Source organism: Pseudomonas sp. PB3P13 (assembly GCF_054897735.1).
This window is the reverse complement of record NZ_CM142702.1, coordinates 3,687,208-3,707,938: the sequence shown is the minus strand read 5'-3', so window position 1 is coordinate 3,707,938 and position 20,731 is coordinate 3,687,208. Positions and strand designations below refer to the sequence as shown.

Sequence of the window (20,731 nt, the reverse complement as noted above, 5' to 3'; positions counted from 1 at the left end):
AATATCTACTGGCCTTTCGAGCATGGCCCTCTCGGTTAAGTTCCTTAATTTGTTCAGATATATAAGATTGTTTTGCAGTAGAGCTTTTCCCGCTTAGCATGTTGCTGGATACCGGCTCTAACGAGAATATTTATCATATGTCGGAAAACCCCGTTTTTGAGCGTGCGACGCGATTTTTGTCAGCCTTGCGACATTGCCAGGTACTGGGAATGCATGTGCACAGCGCCAGCAGCGCAGGGCTTACCGTGATCCTTCCTTACAGCCCCAGGATTGTTGGCAACCCGAACACCGGAGTGATTCACGGCGGGGCACTCACCTCGTTGATGGACACGGCTTGCGGTATGTCGACCCTGTGTGTGCTGGCCGAATTTGAAGTCTGCCCGACCCTCGACTTGCGCATCGACTACATGCACGCCGCCGAGCCTCATAAGGATGTGTACGGATTCGCCCAGTGCTATCGGGTGACGACAGACGTGATCTTCGCTCGAGGCTTTGCTTACCAGGACGACCCGGAACAACCCATCGCGCATGTGGTGGGCACGTTCATGCGCATGGGCAAAGCCGTCAAGGGCACCGAAGGTTTTGGTGGCGTGATCGCCGGGGCCGCGCAATGACCGAGACGTTCAACGAGCAATTGCAACAAACCCACGCGCAGGGCGACTATGCACCCCTGCTGCAATTGATCCCCTATGCCGGGCTGCTCGGCGTCGAGTGTTCGCGGGTCGGTGACGAGCTGCTGTTTCGGCTGCCGGCCAACAAGGACAACATTGGCAACCCCTTATTGCCGGCAATCCATGGCGGTGTGATCGCCGGTTTCATGGAGTTGTCCGCTGCACTGCACTTGCTGATTTCCACCGGTTCGCCGGGCGTGCCGAAGATCATTGACTTCTCCCTCGACTATTTGCGCGCCGGGCAATTTCGTGACACGTGGGCCCGCTGTCAAGTCTGTCGCCAGGGCCGGCGCGTCGCCAACGTTGCCGTGACAGCCTGGCAAAGCGTCGAATCCGAGCCCATTGCCACGGCCCGGGCGCATTTCAAAATTCAAGAGCCCTTGAAATCCTGATCTCAGCCCCCAACTTTGATGACAACCCGCCGCCGACCCTGAAGGTCGCGGCCACTGCCATCTGATTGGAGTTTGATGACCATGAGTGTGGAAACTCAAAAGGAAACCCTGGGCTTCCAGACCGAGGTGAAGCAACTGCTGCACCTCATGATCCATTCGCTGTATTCCAACAAGGAAATTTTCCTTCGCGAATTGATCTCGAACGCCTCTGACGCTGTCGACAAATTACGCTTCGAAGCGCTTTCCAAGCCTGAGTTGCTGGAAGGCGGTGCCGAGCTCAAAATCCGTGTGAGCTTCGACAAGGACGCTAACACCGTCACTCTCGAAGACAACGGCATCGGCATGAGCCGCGAAGACGCGGTCACCCATTTGGGCACCATTGCCAAATCGGGCACTGCCGATTTCATGAAAAACCTGTCGGGCGATCAGAAAAAGGATTCGCACCTGATCGGTCAGTTTGGTGTCGGTTTCTATTCGGCGTTCATCGTGGCCGACAAGGTTGACGTATTCAGCCGTCGTGCCGGCCTCGCTGCGAGCGAAGGCGTGCACTGGTCGTCCAAGGGCGAAGGCGAGTTCGAAATTGCCACTGTCGAGAAAGCCGAACGTGGTACCCGTATCGTCCTGCACCTCAAGTCCGGTGAAGATGAATTCGCCGATGGCTGGCGCCTGCGCAACATCATCAAAAAGTACTCCGACCACATCGCGCTGCCGATCGAATTGCCGAAAGAAGTCGCCGCTGCCGAAGGTGAAGAGCAACCTGCCGCCGAATGGGAAACCGTCAACCGCGCCAGCGCTCTGTGGACCCGTCCTCGCACAGAAGTCAAAGACGAGGAGTATCAGGAGTTCTACAAGCACGTCGCCCATGACTTCGAGAACCCGCTGAGCTGGAGCCATAACAAGGTCGAGGGCAAGCTGGAGTACAGCTCGCTGCTGTACGTGCCGGCCCGCGCTCCATTCGACTTGTACCAGCGCGAAGCGCCGAAAGGCCTGAAGCTGTATGTGCAACGCGTGTTTGTCATGGATCAGGCCGAGTCGTTCCTGCCGCTGTACCTGCGCTTCATCAAAGGTGTGGTGGATTCCAACGACCTGTCGCTCAACGTGTCGCGGGAAATTCTGCAAAAAGATCCGATCATCGATTCCATGAAATCGGCGTTGACCAAGCGCGTTCTCGACATGCTGGAAAAACTGGCGAAGAACGAGCCTGAGCAATACAAGAACTTCTGGAAGAACTTCGGCCAAGTCATGAAAGAAGGCCCGGCAGAAGATTTCGCCAATAAAGAAAAAATCGCCGGGCTGCTGCGTTTCGCTTCGACCAGCGGTGATGAAGGCGAGCAGGTCGTGGGCCTGGCGGATTACCTGGCGCGTGCCAAGGAAGGTCAGGACAAGATTTACTACCTCACTGGCGAAACCTACGCGCAGGTCAAAAACAGCCCGCACCTGGAAGTCTTCCGCAAGAAGGGCATCGAAGTGCTGCTGCTGACCGACCGTATCGACGAGTGGCTGATGAGCTACCTCAGCGACTTCGACGGCAAAAGCTTCGTTGACGTGGCGCGCGGTGACCTGGACCTCGGCAATCTGGACTCGGAAGAGGACAAGAAGGCCGCGGAAGAAGTCGCCAAGTCGAAAGAAGGTCTGGTTGAGCGTTTGAAAACCGCACTGGGCGATTCTGTCGCTGAGGTTCGGGTTTCGCATCGTCTGACCGATTCCCCGGCGATTCTGGCCATCGGCGAACAGGACCTGGGCATGCAAATGCGCCAGATTCTCGAAGCCAGCGGCCAGAAGGTTCCGGAATCGAAGCCAATCTTCGAATTCAACCCGGCGCACCCGCTGATCGAGAAACTTGACGGCGAGCAGAGCGAAGAACGCTTCGGCGACCTCTCGCACATCCTGTTCGATCAGGCTGCTCTGGCCGCAGGCGACAGCTTGAAAGATCCGGCTGCCTATGTGCGCCGGCTTAACAAGCTGCTGGTTGAATTGTCGGTTTAATCGCACCGTAAGAAAAAACCCGCCTATCCAGACTGTGTGAAAACACATTGAAGGCGGGTTTTTTTTGGCCATTAAATCGCTGCCAAATGTTGAGTGTCGGTGGCGTATAGGTCGTCTTTTCGGGCAAGTCCGGATCCCGCACGGTTTGGTGTTAAACGCAAAACTGGCGATCAACACAAAGCACTGTGGGAGCCGGGCTTGCCCGCGAAGGGGCCTTTAATGGCGCCGCAGTACTATGGCAATTCAATGCGCTCTGTCTCTCCCGGCACTGTTGGCCAGTCGCCGGCCGCCCAGCGGCGGCGCGCTTCGTCAATCGCTGCCGGGTCGCTGGCGACGAAATTCCAGTTGATCCGCCGCGGCCCATCCAGCGCAGCACCGCCAAACAGCACGGCGTGGCAGTCGCTTTCAGCGAACAGTGTCATTTCTTCTCCGGCGGGCAACACCACCATCGCGTGCGGTTCGATGAGCTCGCCGTCCAATTGCGCTTGACCGCTCAGCACATACAGCGCGCGCTCTTCATGCTCGGTGGGAATCAGCAATGTGGTTGCCGTCTGCAGGTTCAGTTCGGCGTACAGCGTAGGAGAAAGCACAGGTACTGGCGATTCGAGGCAAAAGCCTGACCCGGCGATCATGCGGATTTTCACCCCAAGGTTATCGCTGACCGGCAATGTCGTGGCCGGATGATGGCTGTAGTGTCCTGGTCCTTGCTCATGTGCCTTGGGTGAGGCCAGCCAGACCTGCAAACCATGCATCTTGAAACCGCTGTCCAGCAACGCCTGAGGGGTGCGTTCAACATGGGCAATCGCGCTGCCCGCAGTCATCCAGCTGACATCGCCGGTATTCACCATCTGATCGGAACCGAGGCTGTCCTTGTGCTGGATTTGTCCTTGAAACAGGTAGGTGAGGGTGGACAGCCCGATGTGCGGGTGCTGGCGAATGTTCATACCGTTGCCGGCCGGGTAATCGGTTTCGAGCATGTGGTCAAAGAACACGAAGGGCCCGACGCTGCGGCATTTGGCTGACGGTAATGGGCGAAGAATCGGTTGGCCTTCGACATCTTCAACGCGGGGGCGAATAACAAGCGGAGTGATCATGGCGCATTCCAGGCTGAGCGGGTGACGCATGGAGCATAACCCGCCGGCCCGGACCTTGCCGCTATTGGCTGAATGCGCCTTCGGACAGATGCGTTTCGATGCTGACGTCGGTCGTGGTCATCAGCTTGTGGACAGGGCAGCGGTCGGCCACGCGATGCAATTCATCGCGCTGAGCATCGGTAAGCACACCTTTCAAGGTCAGCTTGACGTGCAGGGCGTATTTGCCTTTTTGCTCTTCACTGTTATCGCGTTTGACTTCGACGGTGACGCCCGTCAGGGGGATGTCCTTTTTCCTGGCGTACATCTTCAGCGTCAGTGCTTTGCAGGCGCCGAGCGCGGCATCGAAATAATCGTGCGGCTCCGGTGCCGAGCCTTCGCCGCCCGCGGTGGTGGGTGCGTCGGTGAAAAGTTCGTGCTCATCGATCTGCACGCTGTGACGAAGACCTTCGGCGGTTACGGTATTGACGGTGACAGTCATGTGAAACCTCGCAGGGTGTGGAAAATTCGATCGACGTACAACGCGCGCAGTGGCTGCGCGCCCTGAAGTTATAGAGCATTCTGACGCAACCGCGTTCCGCACGCTTGTATCGGTGAACCCTCATCCGCGCGCCGGGTCTACGCTGTTCCTGACTTTCGGAAATCGCCCGTGCCTCTGTTTCGCTCCAGTATTGCCTGCTTGATGGCCCTTTGCTGCGCGAGTGCCAGCGCTCGCGAATATGCCTACAGCGATGCGCATCTGCATTACGTGGATTTCTTTCAGGAAACCGCGGGCATGCCGGAATTGCTGACGGCCATGAAGGAAAATCGCATCGAGCACGTGATGATTTCCGGCATTCCGGTCGCGAAAAAGTGGCATGAAGACGAACCCAAGCGGCCACGTTATTACGCCGGTGATGACGCCGACGCCTATTGGTACAGCGCCACCGACGTGATAGTCGCCGCTGCCGTGAAGAAACTGACTCCGGAGCAGCGCCAGCACTTTCACCCGTTCCTGTCCGGCTTCAATCCGAACGACAAGAACTCCGCCGCGCATATCCAGCGCATGCTCGATCTCAACCCAGGGCTGTGGCAAGGCATCGGCGAAGTTTTTACTCGCCACGACGACCTCACCGCGCTGACCTCCGGCGATACGCCAAGGGCGAACAACGAAGCGATGACCCGGATCTACCACCTCGCGGCCGAGAACGATTTGCCGGTGATGGTGCACTCCAACATCACCTCCAAGCGCGAGCGAAACCCACTGTACCTGGCGGAAATTGAAGAGCCGCTGCGCAATCACCCGCACACCCGGTTTATCTGGGCGCACGCCGGCACCAGTGCGGAAATCCATCGGCACCAGACTCAGCTGGATTTTCTTTTGCCAACGCTGACACGCATGCTCGAAGCCTATCCGAATCTGTTCATCGACCTGTCGTGGAGCCTGCTCACGCCGTATCTGCTGGACGAGCAGGGCACGCCGCGCAAGGAGTGGCTGGGCCTGGTGGAGCGTTTTCCTGAGCGCTTTATGCTCGGCTCGGACGTGGTAGGACGATTCAACAAGCTCGGTAAGGAACTGCACAGCTTCGACCCGTTTCTCGATGCCTTGCCGGAAGACGTCGCGCGAAAAGTCGCACGGGATAATTTTCTTGCGGTTCTACCGCGAGCGGTGCGCTGACACAATCCGTTGATCTGCTGCCTGATGACGCACAGTTGCGGGTGACGGCATCCCGGCCTATGGTCCAAACAAGGTTTTGCCGGCGACGGGCACTGGATGAGCGGTCGCTGGTGTCTGTCCATCCAGTGCGGATTTTCCGCAGCGAGGTGACGCCATGCCCAATGATTTACGCCCCGCGGTGCTCGAACTGATCGGCAATACGCCGCTGGTTCGGGTCAACCGTTTCGATACCGGGCCGTGCACGCTTTTTCTCAAACTCGAATCACAGAACCCCGGCGGATCGATCAAGGATCGCATCGGCCTGGCAATGATCGATGCCGCGGAACGCGACGGTCGCCTGCGCCCCGGCGGCAGCATTGTCGAGGCAACGGCCGGCAACACGGGCCTGGGCCTTGCGCTGGTCGGCCGCGCCAAGGGTTATCGGGTGGTGTTGGTGGTGCCCGATAAAATGTCCACCGAGAAGGTCCTGCATTTGAAGGCCATGGGCGCGGAAGTACACATCACCCGCTCCGATGTCGGCAAAGGCCATCCCGAGTATTACCAGGATGTTGCCGCTCGTCTGGCGAAGGATATTCCCGATGCGTTCTTCGCTGATCAATTCAACAACCCGGCCAACCCGCTGGCCCACGAGTGCAGCACTGCACCGGAGATTTGGGCGCAAACCCAGCACGATGTGGATGCCATCGTCGTCGGTGTCGGCTCGGGCGGCACGTTGACCGGGCTGACCCGTTTCTTCAACCGTGTGCAACCCAACCTGGAGATGGTGCTGGCTGATCCGGTCGGCTCGGTGATGGCCGAGTACAGCCGCAGTGGCACCGTTGGTGCGCCCGGATCGTGGGCGGTGGAAGGCATCGGCGAAGACTTCATTCCATCAATTGCCGACCTGTCCAGCGTGCGCCACGCCTATTCGATCAGCGATGAAGAAAGCTTCGATCACGCTCGCCAGTTGCTGCGCGCCGAAGGCATTCTCGGCGGTTCTTCGACGGGCACCTTGCTGGCGGCGGCGTTGCGCTATTGCCACGAGCAGACCGAGCCGAAACGAGTGGTCAGCTTCGTCTGCGATACCGGCACGCGTTACCTGTCGAAGGTCTACAACGACCAATGGATGAACGATCAAGGCCTGCTGCAATACAAGCATTACGGTGATTTGCGCGACTTGATTGCGCGACGTTTCGAAGATGGCCGGGTGATCAGCGTCGGCCCCGACGACACGTTGCTCACGGCATTCCAGCGTATGCGTCTGGCAGATGTTTCCCAGTTGCCGGTGCTGGAGAACGGCCAGCGGCTGGTCGGCGTCATTGACGAGTCGGACATTTTGCTCGGCATGCAGGAAGACGCTTCCCACTTTCGCATGAGTGTCGCCAGCGCCATGACCGACAAGCTGCAAACCCTGCCGCCCGGGGCCAGTCTTGCCAGCTTGCAGGCTGAACTCGACCGCGGCCTGGTGGCGATCATCGCCGATGATTCAGGCTTTCATGGCCTGATCACTCGGGTCGACATGCTTAATCATTTACGGAGATCGCTGGCATGAGTCAGCACGATGACACCCGCGAACCTCGCGCCTTTGCTACCCGGGTCATCCACGCCGGGCAGGTTCCGGACCCGACCACCGGGGCGCTGATGCCGCCGATCTACGCCAATTCCACCTACCTGCAACAAAGCCCCGGCGTGCATAAGGGCTTCGACTACGGGCGCTCCCATAACCCGACGCGTTTCGCGCTGGAGCGTTGCGTGGCCGATCTGGAGGGCGGTACTCAGGCATTTGCCTTCGCGTCCGGGCTGGCGGCGATTGCCAATGTGCTGGAACTGCTCGACGCGGGCGCGCATGTTGTTTCGGGCAATGATTTGTATGGCGGCACGTTTCGGCTGTTCGACAAGGTGCGCAAACGCAGCGCCGGGCATCGTTTCAGCTTTGTCGATTTGAGCGACTTGTCGGCGTTTGAAGCGGCGCTGCAGGATGACACGCGCATGGTCTGGGTCGAGACGCCGAGCAACCCGTTGCTCAGCCTGACCGACCTCGCCGCCGTTGCGCGCATCTGCCGGGATCGCGGCATTATCTGTGTGGCGGATAATACCTTCGCCAGCCCGTGGATTCAGCGGCCGCTTGAGCTGGGTTTCGACATTGTCCTGCACTCCACGACCAAATACCTGAACGGTCACTCCGATGTGATTGGCGGCATTGCCGTGGTCGGGCAAAACGCAGATCTGGCGGAGCGGTTGGGCTTTTTGCAGAACTCGGTGGGGGCGATTGCCGGGCCGTTTGATGCGTTTCTGACATTGCGCGGGGTCAAGACGCTCGCGCTGCGCATGGAGCGCCATTGCAGCAATGCGCTGGAGTTGGCGCACTGGCTGGAGCGCCAGCCGCAAGTGTCGCGGGTTTATTACCCGGGGTTGGCGTCGCATCCGCAGCATGAGCTGGCGCGGCGCCAGATGCGCGGTTTCGGTGGGATGATTTCCATTGATCTCAATAGCGATCTGGCCGGGGCGCGGCGGTTTCTTGAGGCAGTGGAGATTTTTGCGTTGGCTGAGAGTTTGGGTGGGGTGGAGAGTTTGATCGAGCATCCGGCGATCATGACGCATGCCAGTATTCCGGCTGAAACGCGGGCGGTGCTTGGGATTGGGGATGGGTTGGTGCGGATGTCGGTGGGGGTTGAGGATGTTGAGGATTTGAGAGGGGATTTGGCGCGGGCTTTGGGGCGGATTTGAGTTTTTAGGGGGGCATATCCGTTATTTGGGTGATGGCGGCTATTGGTTTCGCCCTTACGGCGGGTCACTTGGTGCTTCTCCAAGTGACCCGCCGTAAGGGCGAAACCAATAGCCGCCGTCACCTGATAATGGATCAACAAACCTATGTCGAATAATCGACATCAGCAGCAGAGTGGTCTATCAGCTCCCCTTGACAGCCTTCCCGTTAACAGTCCCGTCAAGAAGCATGATGTTGTACTCCTTGCCATCAGTCTCAACCTGCTGCAGCCGCACCAACAGATAATCCCAATCCTTGGCAAACCACAGCACAGTAATGCGCTTGCTCTGAGTCGGATCACGCACACGCTCGACCTTGATCGCGTCGATCTGGCCAGCCTTGGTATCGACTTTCTCGGAACCCAGGACTCGGAAATCATAAGTATCGATCTCGCCATCATCGACGACCTGATAACTCATGCTTTTCTTGCCAGCGGCCACATCATGTTGCAGAGCCAACTGATAAGTGGATTTGTCGACCATGCCGCGGTTCAAAGGAATCTTGACCGCGTCCCCGCGATCAGTGCCGGTGACCATCTTGTTGGTCCAGTCGAAATCCAGGTCAGCCTTCTTGGCTTTACCCAGGCCGCCACGTTCGAAGTGATAGGACTGAGGCAACAGAGTGTCCTTGTCCACGGTCAGGGTGCTTTCTTCGGTGAGGCTGGCGATCATCATCGACGCCTTGAAGCTGAGCTTCCAGACGCCGTTGGCTTCCTTGGTCAGGCTGCGCTCGGCGGTGCCGCTCATGGGCAGCTGTTTCCAGTCGGCGGTGTAGCTGGCGGAGAAGGGTTGAAGGTCTGCAGCCTGCGCAAAAGGCAGGGCGAGCAGGGCGCAAGCGAGGAGCAGGGCGCGACGCATAATATCTCCTAGATTCGAATCAAGTGGCCGTTGGCCGCGAGTAACTCGCCGTCCAGCAAAGCACCCTGTTCACCGAGCGATAAACGACCCTCGGCAAACCAGCGCACGGCCATCGGGTAGATCAGGTGTTCCTGGGTGTGGACCCGTTGCGCCAGACTCTGCGGCGAATCCTGCAACTCTACCGGTATTACTGCCTGTACGACCAGTGGTCCGCCATCGAGTTCCTCGGTGACGAAGTGCACGGAGCAGCCGTGTTCAGCATCCCCGGCCTCCAGCGCACGCTGATGAGTGTGTAACCCTTTGTATTTGGGCAGCAGCGAAGGATGGATGTTGAGCAGGCGGCCCGCGTAGTGGCGCACGAAATCAGCGCTGAGAATGCGCATGAAGCCGGCCAGGACCACGAGTTTGGGGTTGAATGCATCGATCAGTTCGATCAACGCGGCATCGAAGGCCTCGCGGCCTTCAAACGCTTTGTGATCCAGGGAGCGGGTTTCGATGCCCGCGTCCCTGGCGCGTTGCAGCCCGTAAGCGTCGGCGCGGTTGGAGATCACCGCAGCGATGCGGACCGGGTTGTCGCCGGTCCGCGTGCTGTCGATCAAGGCCTGCAAGTTACTGCCGGTGCCGGACAACAGCACCACGACATCACAGGTTGCTGGCATCAGTGAGCCTTAAGGTTCTTCAGCTCGACCTGAGCCGCGCCTTCGGCCGCGGTGGCGATCTGTCCGATCACCCAAGGCTGCTCGCCGGCTTCACGCAGCACGCTCAGCGCGGTTTCAACGTGCTCTTGAGCCACGCAGATGACCATGCCGACGCCGCAGTTCAGCACGCGGTGCATTTCGTTTTCGTCGACGTTGCCTTGCTCTTGCAGCCAGTCGAATACGGCAGGGCGGGTCCAGCTGGCAACATCGACCACCGCTTGAGCGCCTTTTGGCAGCACGCGCGGGATGTTGTCGAGCAGGCCGCCCCCGGTGATGTGGGCCATGGCCTTGACGGCACCGGTGTCCTTGATCAGCTTGAGCAGCGGCTTCACGTAGATGCGGGTCGGAGCCATCAGCAGGTCGGTCAGTGGTTTGCCGTCGAGCTGGGTGTTTTCAATGTCTGCACCGGACACTTCGATGATCTTGCGGATCAGCGAGTAACCGTTGGAGTGCGGGCCGGAGGACGGCAGGGCGAGCAGCGCATCGCCGGCAGCGACTTTGGAGCCGTCGATGATTTCGGATTTTTCCACGACGCCGACGCAGAAACCGGCCAGGTCGTAGTCTTCGCCTTCGTACATGCCAGGCATTTCTGCGGTTTCGCCGCCGACCAGGGAGCAGCCGGACAGTTCACAGCCTGCGCCGATGCCGGTGACAACCTGGGTCGCGGTTTCAACGTTGAGTTTGCCGGTGGCGTAGTAGTCGAGGAAGAACAGTGGCTCGGCGCCGCAGACCACCAGGTCGTTCACGCACATGGCAACCAGATCGATGCCGATGCTGTCGTGCTTGTTCAGGTTCAGTGCCAGGCGCAGCTTGGTGCCGACGCCGTCGGTGCCGGAAACCAGCACAGGCTGTTTGTAGCCGGCCGGGATTTCGCAGAGGGCGCCGAAACCGCCCAGGCCGCCCATGACTTCCGGGCGCGCAGTGCGCTTGGCGACGCTCTTGATGCGTTCGACCAATGCTTCACCGGCGTCGATGTCTACACCGGCGTCCTTGTAGCTCAGGGAGGGTTGCTTGCTCATGATCCAGGCCTTTAGGGGGGATTCAGGGGTAACGACCAGGTCCAGTGGGAATGCCGACACTGCGCAGGCGAGAGCCTTGCGCGCTATTCGGACACTGCCCGGCTGTTGCCGGTCTGCGAAGGCGCGCGATTTTATCAGGCTTGAGGGACAGCGGCCATCCTCGCGCCGACGGCAGGGACATATCCGCTTAAAAAACCTTCGGCGTGCGAATGGGTTAGCGCAGTTATGACGGTATAAGGTAGCGCCATTAACCGTCTATCGTTAGGGCAGTGCGAAAACTTAACCGGGACGTGTGAATGATTTGAGCGGGGCAATGGTCACAGCCTTGCTCGATTGTCTTCACGCGGCCTGTCCCAGCCGCCCTTGTCGTCAGGAATCTTCCATGCGTTTTTCCGGATTGTTATTTGCAGGATGTTTGTCCCTGATCAGCCTGGTCAGTCAGGCAGAAACTGTAAAAGGTCTTTACCAGGTGCGCGAGCCAGTCGCCAGTCAGACGCCCGATGAGCGTACTCAGGCGACCCGGCGTGCACTGGATACGCTGGTCATGCGTTTGACCGGCGATCCCAAGGCTGCACAGAATCCAGGCCTGGCCGCGATTCAGACAGATCCGCAGCAGATCATCAGTCAATACGGCTTTGAAGCCGGGCCGCCTGAGGTGCTGAAGGTCGATTTCGATCCGGCATCTACCCGGGCGGCCTTGCGTCGTGCCGGTCTGTCGCTGTGGGGCGCGAATCGGCCGTCGATCCTGAGCTGGTGGTTGAATGATTCCACCGAGGGTTCGAGCTTGGTGGGTGACGGACAGGCCAGTGCCGCATCGCTACTTCGGGCGGCTCAGCATCGCGGTCTGCCACTGCGCTTGCCGATGGCCGACCTGAACGAGCAGTTGGTGGCCACCGCGCCGAATCTGGAAGGCGCGGACCCTGCGCCGTTACGCGACGCATCAGACCGTTACAATGCTGATGCCTTGCTGGCGGTGCATGCCCGTGAAGAGGGCGGCCAGTGGCAGGCCAAATGGCAGTTGTGGCTCGGCGACAAAAAAGAAGCGGGCAGTGTTGAAGGCGTTGATCAAGCGGCACTGGCCGATGCGGTCATGCTGGCGGTCAATCAACGGCTGGCACCGCGTTTTGTGGTCAAGCCGGGAGCGTCCGGGGAGCAATTGCTGGAAGTGCAAGGTATGAATCTGGAGCGGTATGCAACACTGGGGCGCTTGCTCGAACCGTTTCGCGGGCGCCTGCAAAGTGTCGACGGCGATCGCATTCTCTATCGGGTCAATGGCAGTGCAGAACAGTTGCGTGCGCAATTGTCGCTGGCGAAATTGCAAGAAGTGCCAGCCGGTGAAGCACCTGCGGCGGTTGCACCGGTTCAGCCTGTAGACGGCAGCGTGGCACCCGTCGTAGCACCGACACCGGTCGTGAGACCGCAATTGCGTTACCGTTGGTAGATTATTTCCTTATATAAGCAGGAGTTGTACATGGCCGATACGCGGCGTTGGTTTTGGCTCGGTGGGGTGGTCCTGCTTTGCGCATTCATCTGGCTGTTACATCCGATTCTCACGCCATTTCTGGTGGCGCTGCTTCTGGCCTACATGTTCGACCCGCTGGTGGATCGGCTGGAAAAAGCCGGTCTGTCCCGCACCTGGTCGGTGGTGGCGGTGTTTGCGCTGATCACCTTGATATTTACAGCGCTGCTGCTGGTGCTGGTGCCGATGCTCGCCAAGCAGTTGATCCGCCTGTATGAGCTGGCGCCTCAGATGCTCGACTGGTTGCAGCACAGCGCCTTGCCATGGGCACAGTCCAAATTTGGTCTGTCAGATGGTTTCTGGAAGTTCGACAAGCTGAAGGCGGCGATCAGTGAACACATGGGGCAGACCACGGACATTGTCGGCGTGGTGCTGAGTCAGGCGACAGCGTCGGGGCTGGCATTGATCGGCTGGCTGGCGAACCTGGTCCTGATCCCGGTGGTAGCTTTTTACCTGCTACGGGACTGGGACCTGATGATGGCCAAGATCCGCAGCCTGTTGCCGCGGGACCGTGAGGAACGCATCGTCACGCTGGCCGGCGAATGTCATGAAGTACTGGGCGCGTTCATCCGCGGGCAACTGTTGGTGATGGTGGCGCTGGGCATCATCTACGCCGCCGGTTTAATGATTGTCGGCCTGGAGCTGGGGCTGTTGATCGGCCTGATTGCAGGTCTTGCGGCCATCGTGCCGTACATGGGTTTTGTCATCGGCATTGGCGCGGCGTTGATTGCCGGCCTGTTTCAGTTCGGAGGGGATCTCTATCCGATGATTGGCATTGTCGCAGTGTTCATGGTTGGCCAGGCGCTGGAAGGCATGGTACTGACGCCTCTGCTGGTCGGCGACCGAATCGGCCTGCACCCGGTAGCGGTGATTTTCGCGATACTGGCCGGTGGGGAGTTGTTCGGTTTTACCGGCGTATTGCTGGCGCTGCCGGTGGCTGCAGTGATCATGGTGCTGGTGCGTCATGTGCATGATTTGTACAAGGATTCGGAAATCTACAGCGGTGCCGAGGGGCCCGAGCTTTAAGGTCAGTCGCCAGGGTGCTCTGTCAGCCCGGTGAAATCCCGGGCCTGACCGAATCAGGTGCGCGGTGATCCGGGTACCACCAGAGAAACTGTCATGAAAGCGCAGCAAATTACGCAAACCTTTGATTTTGCTTGCGGTCTGTCGCATTGTGCGGCCAGCGTCACGGGTATAAACTTCGCAAACTTTACACAGAGGCCACTAGCGGCTCCATTGGAACCGTTCAGTCAGGATGAAACCGATTCAGCTGCCCCTAGGTGTGCGTCTGCGTGACGACGCCACCTTTATCAACTACTACCCAGGCGCGAATGCCGCTGCACTCGGCTATGTCGAGCGGCTTTGCGAAGCCGACGCCGGCTGGACGGAAAGCCTGATTTATCTCTGGGGCAAGGACGGGGTAGGGCGTACGCATCTGTTGCAGGCGGCTTGCCTGCGGTTCGAGCAGTTGGGTGAGCCTGCGGTGTACTTGCCGCTGGCTGAGTTGCTGGACCGCGGCATCGCAATCCTCGATAACCTCGAACAGTACGAACTGGTGTGCCTGGATGACCTGCAGGCGGTTGCCGGTCGTGCTGACTGGGAAGAAGCATTGTTCCATCTGTTCAATCGTCTGCGCGACAGCGGTCGGCGCCTGCTGATCGCGGCCTCGACTTCACCTCGGGAATTGCCGGTGAAGCTGGCAGACCTCAAATCTCGCTTGACCCTGGCACTGATCTTCCAGATGCGTGCGCTGTCGGACGAAGACAAATTGCGTGCCTTGCAGTTGCGCGCATCCCGTCGCGGCCTGCACCTGACCGACGAAGTGGGCCATTTCATTCTGACCCGTGGAACTCGCAGCATGAGTGCGCTGTTCGAACTCCTGGAACGGCTTGACCAGGCGTCACTGCAAGCCCAACGCAAGTTGACTATTCCATTTCTGAAAGAAACTTTGGGCTGGTAGGCGCCCATTCTGCGAGAATTTCGGCAGTTTTCAGGCGCCAAAAAGCCCGCTTTCCTACAGGCTGCAGGCTGCGAACGGTCTAAATGAGGGTGTAGCGCTTAGATGTGGAGCGAGAACCGGGAAGTCACATAAAGTTCGATTGAATTTGCAAATGAGGATGATAGCGGGCATAGTCTCGGCTCTTTTACAACTATCAGCCACGGTCGTGCCCATGCTAAATCGCTTTGCACCCCTCGTGCCTCTCGCACTCGTCACCCTTCTGTTCGGTTGCGCCTCCCACTCTCCAGTGGTTGAGCAGGCCCCCCGGCAGCAGGTTGGAAACTCCGTTACAGCCCAATCCTCCTCGGTACTTTTCCAGCAAGCGCTCGATCAGCAGGAACTGGCGACCGACAAGGAACTGGCCAGCTTTACCGATGGCAAGTCATATCAGCTGCCGGTTCTGGCTGACAGCATCCTCGAACGCGGCATGTCCCTGATCGGTACCCGTTACCGTTTCGGCGGCACTTCCGAAGCCGGGTTCGATTGCAGCGGTTTCATAGGCTATCTGTTTCGCGAAGAGGCCGGTCTGAACCTGCCGCGTTCAACCCGTGAAATGATCAACGTTGATGCCCCGCTGGTTTCGCGCGGCAATCTCAAGCCGGGTGACTTGCTGTTCTTCGCGACCAATGGTCGTCGCGGTCGTGTCAGTCACGCCGGGATCTACCTGGGTGATAACCAGTTCATCCACTCCAGCAGCCGCCGCAGCGGTGGTGTGCGGGTCGATAACCTGGGCGACAGCTACTGGAGCAAGACTTTCATTGAGGCCAAACGCGCCCTCGCAATGGCCCCAACCGTGGTCACGGCGCGCAAGTAATCGCGACTTCGGTAGCGAAAAATGCCTCTCGGCAATCGAGTAGGCGGACAGTTTGTAAGGCGAAGTTAAAGTCTTACTTGAAGTTTGTCGCGTAGCCGCTAGAATCCGATCTAATATTGATGGCGAACCGCCTGCGCTCCACGCTCGCGGTTTTCTTTTCTGCCATTACGGTGGAAAAAGCCGCAGCCAGATCAGGATGTTCTGCACATGACCCCGTCGGCCCGCCTCGCAATCATGATCTTCGCCGCGCTGCTAAGCGGCTGCGCAAGCCGTACACCGCCGCCCGCGCCGGTGATCCGCGCGCCCATCGTTTTCGCACCTGCCCAGGATTTTTCACCCGAAGCTCAAGACGTGCTGTTCCGCGCGCTGGGCCTGGTCGGCACGCCTTATCGCTGGGGCGGCAACACCCCGGACTCAGGTTTTGATTGCAGCGGGCTGATCGGTTACGTCTACCGCGACGTCACCGGCATTGCCCTGCCGCGCACGACTCGCGAGATGATCACCATGCAGGCCGCCAGCGTCGGCAAGGAGGGCCTGCAGACCGGTGACCTGATTTTCTTCGCCACCAACGGCGGCTCACAAGTCAGCCACGCCGGGATTTACGTCGGCGAAGGCCGCTTTGTGCATGCGCCCGCCACGGGCGGCACGGTCAAGCTCGACAGTTTGTCCAAAGCTTATTGGCAAAAGGCATACCTCAGCGCCAAGCGCGTTTTGCAACCTGAGCACCTGGCGCGCAATCCTTAATCTGCAGAGGTTGTCATGACCGCTCGCACGCTCAATCTCGACGACACTCTTTACCAATACCTGCTCGACGTTTCCTTGAGGGAAACGCCGTTGCTCAAGCGTTTGCGCGACGAAACCCAGGCGATGCCCATGGCCCGCTGGCAAGTGGCGCCGGAGCAGGGACAATTTCTCGCGTTGCTGGTGAAACTGATTGGCGCCAGGCGTCTGTTGGAAATCGGCACTTTCACCGGCTACAGCGCCCTGTGCATGGCGGCAGCATTGGCCGAAGACGGCTCGCTGATTTGCTGTGACATGCCCGGGGATTACAACGCCATCGCGCGGCGTTATTGGCAGGAAGCCGGAGTAAACGCTCGAATCGATCTGCGCCTCGCGCCTGCTCTGCAGACGCTGGATCAAATTGATCAGCCTGAGCATTTCGACTTGATCTTCATCGACGCCGACAAAGCCAATTACCCGAGCTATCTGGAACACGCTTTGCGCCTGCTGCGGGTTGGCGGTCTGGCAATATTCGACAACACGCTGTGGAGCGGGCGGGTACTTGAGGAAAATTCCGAGAGTGCCGACACCCGCGCCATCCAGGCGCTCAATCTGGCTTTGAAGAATGATGCGCGGTTTGATTTGTCACTGTTGCCGCTGGGCGATGGTTTGACGTTGTGTCGCAAGCGGTAGAGCGCACCTCCTGTGGTAGCGAGTCTGCTCGCGATAGCGGGGACTGTCAGAAATTTTGTGTTCGGGCATAACATGAGCAAGAGGTGCATGTATGCCAACCAAAAAGAAACCCGCGTTGCGAGAATTACCAAAAATACCGAAAGAGCTGCTCGAGCAGTTTGCTGACGGGCCGATGACCGCTGAAGCCATCGAGGATGCGTCTGCGGCGTTCAAGAAGGCTCTGATCGAGCGAGCCTTGAACGCCGAACTCGGCCATCATCTGGGCTATCCGCCGGGCGCGCAGCGCCCCGAGGATGAAACCAACCAGCGCAATGGGAAAAGCGCTAAGACGGTTCTGACCGGTGACGGCCCGCTGCGGCTGGATATTCCCCGCGACCGAGACGGTAGTTTTTCACCCATTCTGATTCCGAAACACGAGCGGCGGTACACCGGCTTCGACGACAAGATCATCGCCATGTATGCCCGTGGAATGACTGTCCGGGAAATCCGTGCATTTCTCTCCGAGCAATATGGGACGGATGTCTCGCCTGACTTCATCAGCTCTGTCACCAGCGAAGTCATGGACGAAATCACTTCGTGGCAACAGCGGCCTTTAGAACCGATGTACCCGGTCATTTTCTTTGATGCCCTGCGCGTCAAAATCCGTGAAGAGGGCTTGGTGCGCAACAAGGCAATCTATTTGGCATTAGGGGTTTTGCCCGATGGAACGCGCGATATTCTGGGGATCTGGATCGAGAACACTGAGGGTGCAAAGTTCTGGATGAAGGTTTTCAACGACCTCAAGACACGCGGCGTCGGTGATGTGCTGATCGCTGTAACAGACGGCCTAAAAGGCATGCCAGAAGCCTTGAGCGCGGTGTTTCCGGCGACGACGTTGCAAACCTGCATCGTTCATCTGATCCGCAATAGCCTTGATTACGCGGCGTGGGATAAGCGCCGGGAACTGGCCAAAGCGCTCAAGCCGGTCTATCAGGCAGTCACCGCCGAAGCGGCCGAACAGGCGCTGGATGCTTTTGAAAACGGTCCATGGGGCAAGCAGTATCCGACGGTAGTGGCAGCCTGGCGGCGCGCTTGGGATCGAGTAATTCCATTCTTCGTCTTCCCGCCCGCCATTCGAAAAGTGATCTACACAACCAACGCAATCGAGAGCATCAACGCTCAGCTACGCAAGATCATCAAGACCCGCGGGCACTTCCCAACCGACGATGCGGCAACCAAGCTGATCTGGCTGGCACTACAAAACATCACCGCCAATTGGGGCAGCGCGGCGCACGACTGGAAGAGTGCAATGAATCAATTTGCAATTCTGTACGGAGACAGATTTATCAGGCCGACCTGGTAAAAATACGGCCTGCCTGACGGCAGGCCATTACCGGCCCGCACACAAAAAATCTGATACTCCCCGATAGCGGACTGACTGCTGGCATCGATGGCGCGCTACTGACGCCATCGCTGGCAGGCCAGCTCCCACAGTGAGTACAGCCTTTAGAATCCAGCTGCGACAGGGTTTTATGGTGTGGCGCAAACCAAGTTACTTAGCCGCCGACACCCGCCACACCTTGTTACCCACATCATCCGCGACCAGCAGCCCGCCCTGCTGATCAATCACTACGCCCACCGGCCGGCCCATGGCCTTTTCCTCGTCATTGAGGAAGCCCGTCAGCACATCGATCGGTTGTCCAGTCGGTTTACCCCCGCCGAACGGCACGAATATCACTTTGTAGCCACTGTGCGGCTTGCGGTTCCACGAGCCATGCTGGCCGATGAAAGCGCCTTCCTTGAACTGCGCCGGCAGCGAATTGCCTTCAGCAAACGTCAAACCCAGCGACGCCGTGTGCGGGCCAACCGCATAGTCCGGGGCGATCGCTTTGGCCACCAGGTCCGGATTTTGCGGTGTCACACGCACATCCACATGCTGGCCGTAATAGCTGTAAGGCCAGCCGTAGAATCCGCCGTCTTTCACCGAGGTGATGTAGTCCGGAACCAGGTCGCTGCCGATTTCGTCCCGTTCGTTGACCGCCGTCCACAATGCGCCGCTTTGTGGCTCCCACGCCAGGCCATTCGGGTTACGAATGCCCGAAGCGAAAATCCGATGGTTGCCCGTGGCGCGATCGACTTCCCAAATCGCCGCACGACCTTCCTCCTGATCCATGCCGTTCTCGCCGACGTTGCTGTTGGAGCCCACGGTCACGTACAACTTGCTGCCATCCTTGCTGGCGATGACATTCTTGGTCCAGTGATGATTCAGGGTGCCGCCCGGCAAGTCGACGACTTTGATTGGCTGCGACTTGATCGCCGTTTCGCCAGCCTGGTAATGGAACCGCAGCAAGCGATCCGTGTCCGCGACGTACAAGTCCGTACCGACCAGCGTCATGCCAAAAGGTGAATTGAGGTTTTCCAAAAACACCGTGTGGGTTTCGGCAACGCCATCGTGATCGGCATCGCGCAGCAGTGAGATTCGGTTGGGACTGGGCACGCCGGCACCGGCGCGTCCCATGACTTTCTCGGTGATCCAGCCCTTGATGCCTTTGCTGTCGTCAGGCTTGGGCGGTGCATTGGTTTCGGCCACCAGCACGTCACCGTTGGGCAGCACGTAGAGCCAGCGCGGGTGATCCAGGCCTTCGGCAAACGCCGCCACTTGTGTTCCGGCTGCCGGGACGGGCTTGGCACCTGCGGGCCAGCCGATCGCTGGAGCGATGTTCACCGTCGGTATCAACGTCTTGTTCGGTTCCGGCAATTTCGGTGACGGGCCAGTGCCGTCGGACACCTGCAAGGTAGAAGTTTCACCACAGGCCGCGAGCCCTCCGGCGAGTGCGATGACGAGAGCGAGCTGGGGCTTGCGCATGCTGATCTTCCCTATGAATGCAGTGACCTGATCAATAGAGAAGCGCAAACCCGCGATGGTTCAACCGATCAGCCTCGCGCTTCCTTGAGCAACAGCGCAATGCCGGGGTGATAGTTGCCGGCCTCGTTGTGCAACTTGCGGTAGGCGTAGGGGAAATACCAGGCGACGGCGCAGGTGTGTTCTTTTTGCAAATCGTCGAGCATGTCCTGGAGTTCTTCCGGGGTGGCGCTGTGCTGGGATTTTTGCGGTGCGACGAAAAGACAGCCGAGTTTCAGGTCGCTGGCGTAGCTGATTTTCCTTGCGTCGCTGGTGATATCGGCCAGTGCCTGCGTCAGGTTCAGGCTGTTGACCTTAGGCCAGCGTTGTGACGCTTGAAGGTAGGCGCGCTCTTCGCCCGTGGCGATCAGCAAGTCGGCGCGAGCGTTGCGCTCACCTTCTTCGTGCTGTTTACGGGTGGGTGTTTGCTGCAGCGTGACCATTTCCGCCATCCACGCAGCAGCTGAAAGCACGCTGAGGTTGGCTTTTTCGTCATGCCAGTACGGCGTGTCGTTATCGCCGCGCACGGCGTTGAAACGGTCGATGCAATCGAACCAGCGTTCGAGCGCCGGGCGCAGGAATTCCAGTTTTGGATTGCTGATGATCATGCCTTGCATGTGGCTCACCCTTGTTATTGTAATGGGGTAGATGTGGCTCTTTGATATCACTGCTTGAAGTGTGGCACAAGATCGGCGACAGCAGATGGGCCGGGGGCAGTTTTTTAGCCCGTTGCCTCCCGGCTTCAATTGACGCTCCACCCCCAACCCTCTAACCTTCGCCGCTTGTTTCAGGTGCTCTGTGGCCATGGCCGACGGAGTGAAACAGGGAAACCGGTGAGTGCGCTGCACAATCCCGGCGCTGCCCCCGCAACGGTAAATGAGTGAACACTGCGTCTTGAGCCACTGTGTCGAAACCGGCATGGGAAGGCGCGCAGTCTGGCAAACGCCGCTCATGAGCCCGGAGACCGGCCTGATTCATCCAGCGGCATCAC

At 58.9% G+C, this 20,731-nt stretch carries 20 protein-coding genes and 1 riboswitch; of the genes, 13 read left to right on the top strand and 7 right to left on the bottom strand.

From position 1 onward, the window contains the following. Positions 1-137 precede the first annotated feature (137 nt). The 3 genes from ACYZT1_RS17075 (at position 138) to htpG (ending at position 3,049) form a co-directional block, all read left to right on the top strand. A complete protein-coding gene (locus ACYZT1_RS17075; protein ID WP_462015860.1) occupies positions 138-614 on the top strand; it encodes a PaaI family thioesterase in 477 nt (158 codons plus the stop codon). Continuing rightward, on the top strand, positions 611-1,063 hold the full coding sequence (locus ACYZT1_RS17070; protein WP_462015859.1) for a PaaI family thioesterase: 453 nt from the start codon (positions 611-613) through the stop codon (positions 1,061-1,063). The genes ACYZT1_RS17075 and ACYZT1_RS17070 overlap by 4 nt, the downstream gene beginning before the upstream one ends. Positions 1,064-1,144: 81 nt before the next feature. Continuing rightward, complete coding sequence (htpG, locus tag ACYZT1_RS17065) at positions 1,145-3,049, top strand: molecular chaperone HtpG (protein WP_462015858.1); 1,905 nt, start codon at positions 1,145-1,147, stop codon at positions 3,047-3,049. Between the two features lie 233 nt (positions 3,050-3,282). On the opposite strand, the gene ACYZT1_RS17060 is transcribed toward htpG, so the two are convergent. Then, complete coding sequence (locus ACYZT1_RS17060) at positions 3,283-4,143, bottom strand: pirin family protein (protein ID WP_462015857.1); 861 nt, start codon at positions 4,141-4,143, stop codon at positions 3,283-3,285. 61 nt (positions 4,144-4,204) lie between these two features. After that, positions 4,205-4,621 (bottom strand): OsmC family protein, encoded by a 417-nt coding sequence (locus ACYZT1_RS17055; RefSeq protein ID WP_462015856.1) that lies wholly within the window; start codon positions 4,619-4,621, stop codon positions 4,205-4,207. Positions 4,622-4,822: 201 nt separating this feature from the next. Between ACYZT1_RS17055 and ACYZT1_RS17050 the strand changes: the two genes are divergently transcribed. The 3 genes from ACYZT1_RS17050 (at position 4,823) to ACYZT1_RS17040 (ending at position 8,503) form a co-directional block, all read left to right on the top strand. Further along, positions 4,823-5,797, top strand: a complete 975-nt coding sequence (locus ACYZT1_RS17050) for an amidohydrolase family protein (protein WP_462019268.1) — start codon at positions 4,823-4,825, stop codon at positions 5,795-5,797. A gap of 154 nt (positions 5,798-5,951) precedes the next feature. Then, positions 5,952-7,328, top strand: coding sequence for a pyridoxal-phosphate dependent enzyme (locus ACYZT1_RS17045; RefSeq protein WP_462015855.1), 1,377 nt, complete (start codon positions 5,952-5,954; stop codon positions 7,326-7,328). Next, entirely contained in the window at positions 7,325-8,503 is a 1,179-nt protein-coding gene (locus tag ACYZT1_RS17040) for a cystathionine gamma-synthase (RefSeq protein WP_462015854.1), read from the top strand. The genes ACYZT1_RS17045 and ACYZT1_RS17040 overlap by 4 nt, the downstream gene beginning before the upstream one ends. A gap of 180 nt (positions 8,504-8,683) precedes the next feature. Here ACYZT1_RS17040 and ACYZT1_RS17035 read toward each other — a convergent pair whose 3' ends face one another. The 3 genes from ACYZT1_RS17035 to purM are packed head-to-tail and all read right to left on the bottom strand — an operon-like array spanning position 8,684 to position 11,114. Beyond that, the gene (locus ACYZT1_RS17035) at positions 8,684-9,397 is read right to left on the bottom strand and encodes a DUF3108 domain-containing protein (RefSeq protein WP_462015853.1); all 714 of its coding nucleotides are present in this window, start codon (positions 9,395-9,397) and stop codon (positions 8,684-8,686) included. Between the two features lie 8 nt (positions 9,398-9,405). Further along, positions 9,406-10,056 carry a phosphoribosylglycinamide formyltransferase gene (gene purN, locus ACYZT1_RS17030; RefSeq protein WP_462015852.1) on the bottom strand — a complete coding sequence of 217 codons (651 nt, stop codon included), beginning with the start codon at positions 10,054-10,056 and terminating at the stop codon, positions 9,406-9,408. Further along, positions 10,056-11,114 carry a phosphoribosylformylglycinamidine cyclo-ligase gene (purM, locus tag ACYZT1_RS17025; RefSeq protein WP_462015851.1) on the bottom strand — a complete coding sequence of 353 codons (1,059 nt, stop codon included), beginning with the start codon at positions 11,112-11,114 and terminating at the stop codon, positions 10,056-10,058. Before purM ends, purN begins: the two co-directional genes overlap by 1 nt. Before the next feature lie 382 nt (positions 11,115-11,496). Here purM and ACYZT1_RS17020 point away from each other — a divergent pair, with 382 nt between their 5' ends. The 7 genes from ACYZT1_RS17020 (at position 11,497) to ACYZT1_RS16990 (ending at position 18,201) form a co-directional block, all read left to right on the top strand. Further along, positions 11,497-12,555 (top strand): DUF2066 domain-containing protein, encoded by a 1,059-nt coding sequence (locus ACYZT1_RS17020; protein ID WP_462015850.1) that lies wholly within the window; start codon positions 11,497-11,499, stop codon positions 12,553-12,555. Positions 12,556-12,585: 30 nt separating this feature from the next. Beyond that, entirely contained in the window at positions 12,586-13,659 is a 1,074-nt protein-coding gene (locus ACYZT1_RS17015) for an AI-2E family transporter (RefSeq protein WP_462015849.1), read from the top strand. A 229-nt stretch (positions 13,660-13,888) separates the two neighbouring features. Next, positions 13,889-14,593, top strand: coding sequence for a DnaA regulatory inactivator Hda (gene hda, locus ACYZT1_RS17010; RefSeq protein ID WP_462015848.1), 705 nt, complete (start codon positions 13,889-13,891; stop codon positions 14,591-14,593). Positions 14,594-14,804: 211 nt separating this feature from the next. Next, positions 14,805-15,446 (top strand): C40 family peptidase, encoded by a 642-nt coding sequence (locus ACYZT1_RS17005; protein ID WP_462015847.1) that lies wholly within the window; start codon positions 14,805-14,807, stop codon positions 15,444-15,446. A 207-nt stretch (positions 15,447-15,653) separates the two neighbouring features. Beyond that, the gene (locus ACYZT1_RS17000; protein ID WP_462015846.1) at positions 15,654-16,190 is read left to right on the top strand and encodes a C40 family peptidase; all 537 of its coding nucleotides are present in this window, start codon (positions 15,654-15,656) and stop codon (positions 16,188-16,190) included. 15 nt (positions 16,191-16,205) lie between these two features. Beyond that, the gene (locus tag ACYZT1_RS16995; RefSeq protein ID WP_462015845.1) at positions 16,206-16,859 is read left to right on the top strand and encodes an O-methyltransferase; all 654 of its coding nucleotides are present in this window, start codon (positions 16,206-16,208) and stop codon (positions 16,857-16,859) included. Between the two features lie 91 nt (positions 16,860-16,950). Then, entirely contained in the window at positions 16,951-18,201 is a 1,251-nt protein-coding gene (locus ACYZT1_RS16990) for an IS256 family transposase (RefSeq protein WP_462015414.1), read from the top strand. A 189-nt stretch (positions 18,202-18,390) separates the two neighbouring features. Here the strand turns inward: ACYZT1_RS16990 and ACYZT1_RS16985 are convergent, their stop codons facing one another. Together ACYZT1_RS16985 and ACYZT1_RS16980 are read right to left on the bottom strand one after the other, a co-directional pair. After that, entirely contained in the window at positions 18,391-19,704 is a 1,314-nt protein-coding gene (locus ACYZT1_RS16985; RefSeq protein ID WP_462015844.1) for a PQQ-dependent sugar dehydrogenase, read from the bottom strand. A gap of 68 nt (positions 19,705-19,772) precedes the next feature. Continuing rightward, a complete protein-coding gene (locus ACYZT1_RS16980; protein WP_462015843.1) occupies positions 19,773-20,357 on the bottom strand; it encodes a hypothetical protein in 585 nt (194 codons plus the stop codon). A gap of 155 nt (positions 20,358-20,512) precedes the next feature. Continuing rightward, positions 20,513-20,727, top strand: a riboswitch (cobalamin riboswitch). The last annotated feature ends 4 nt before the right edge of the window (positions 20,728-20,731 follow it).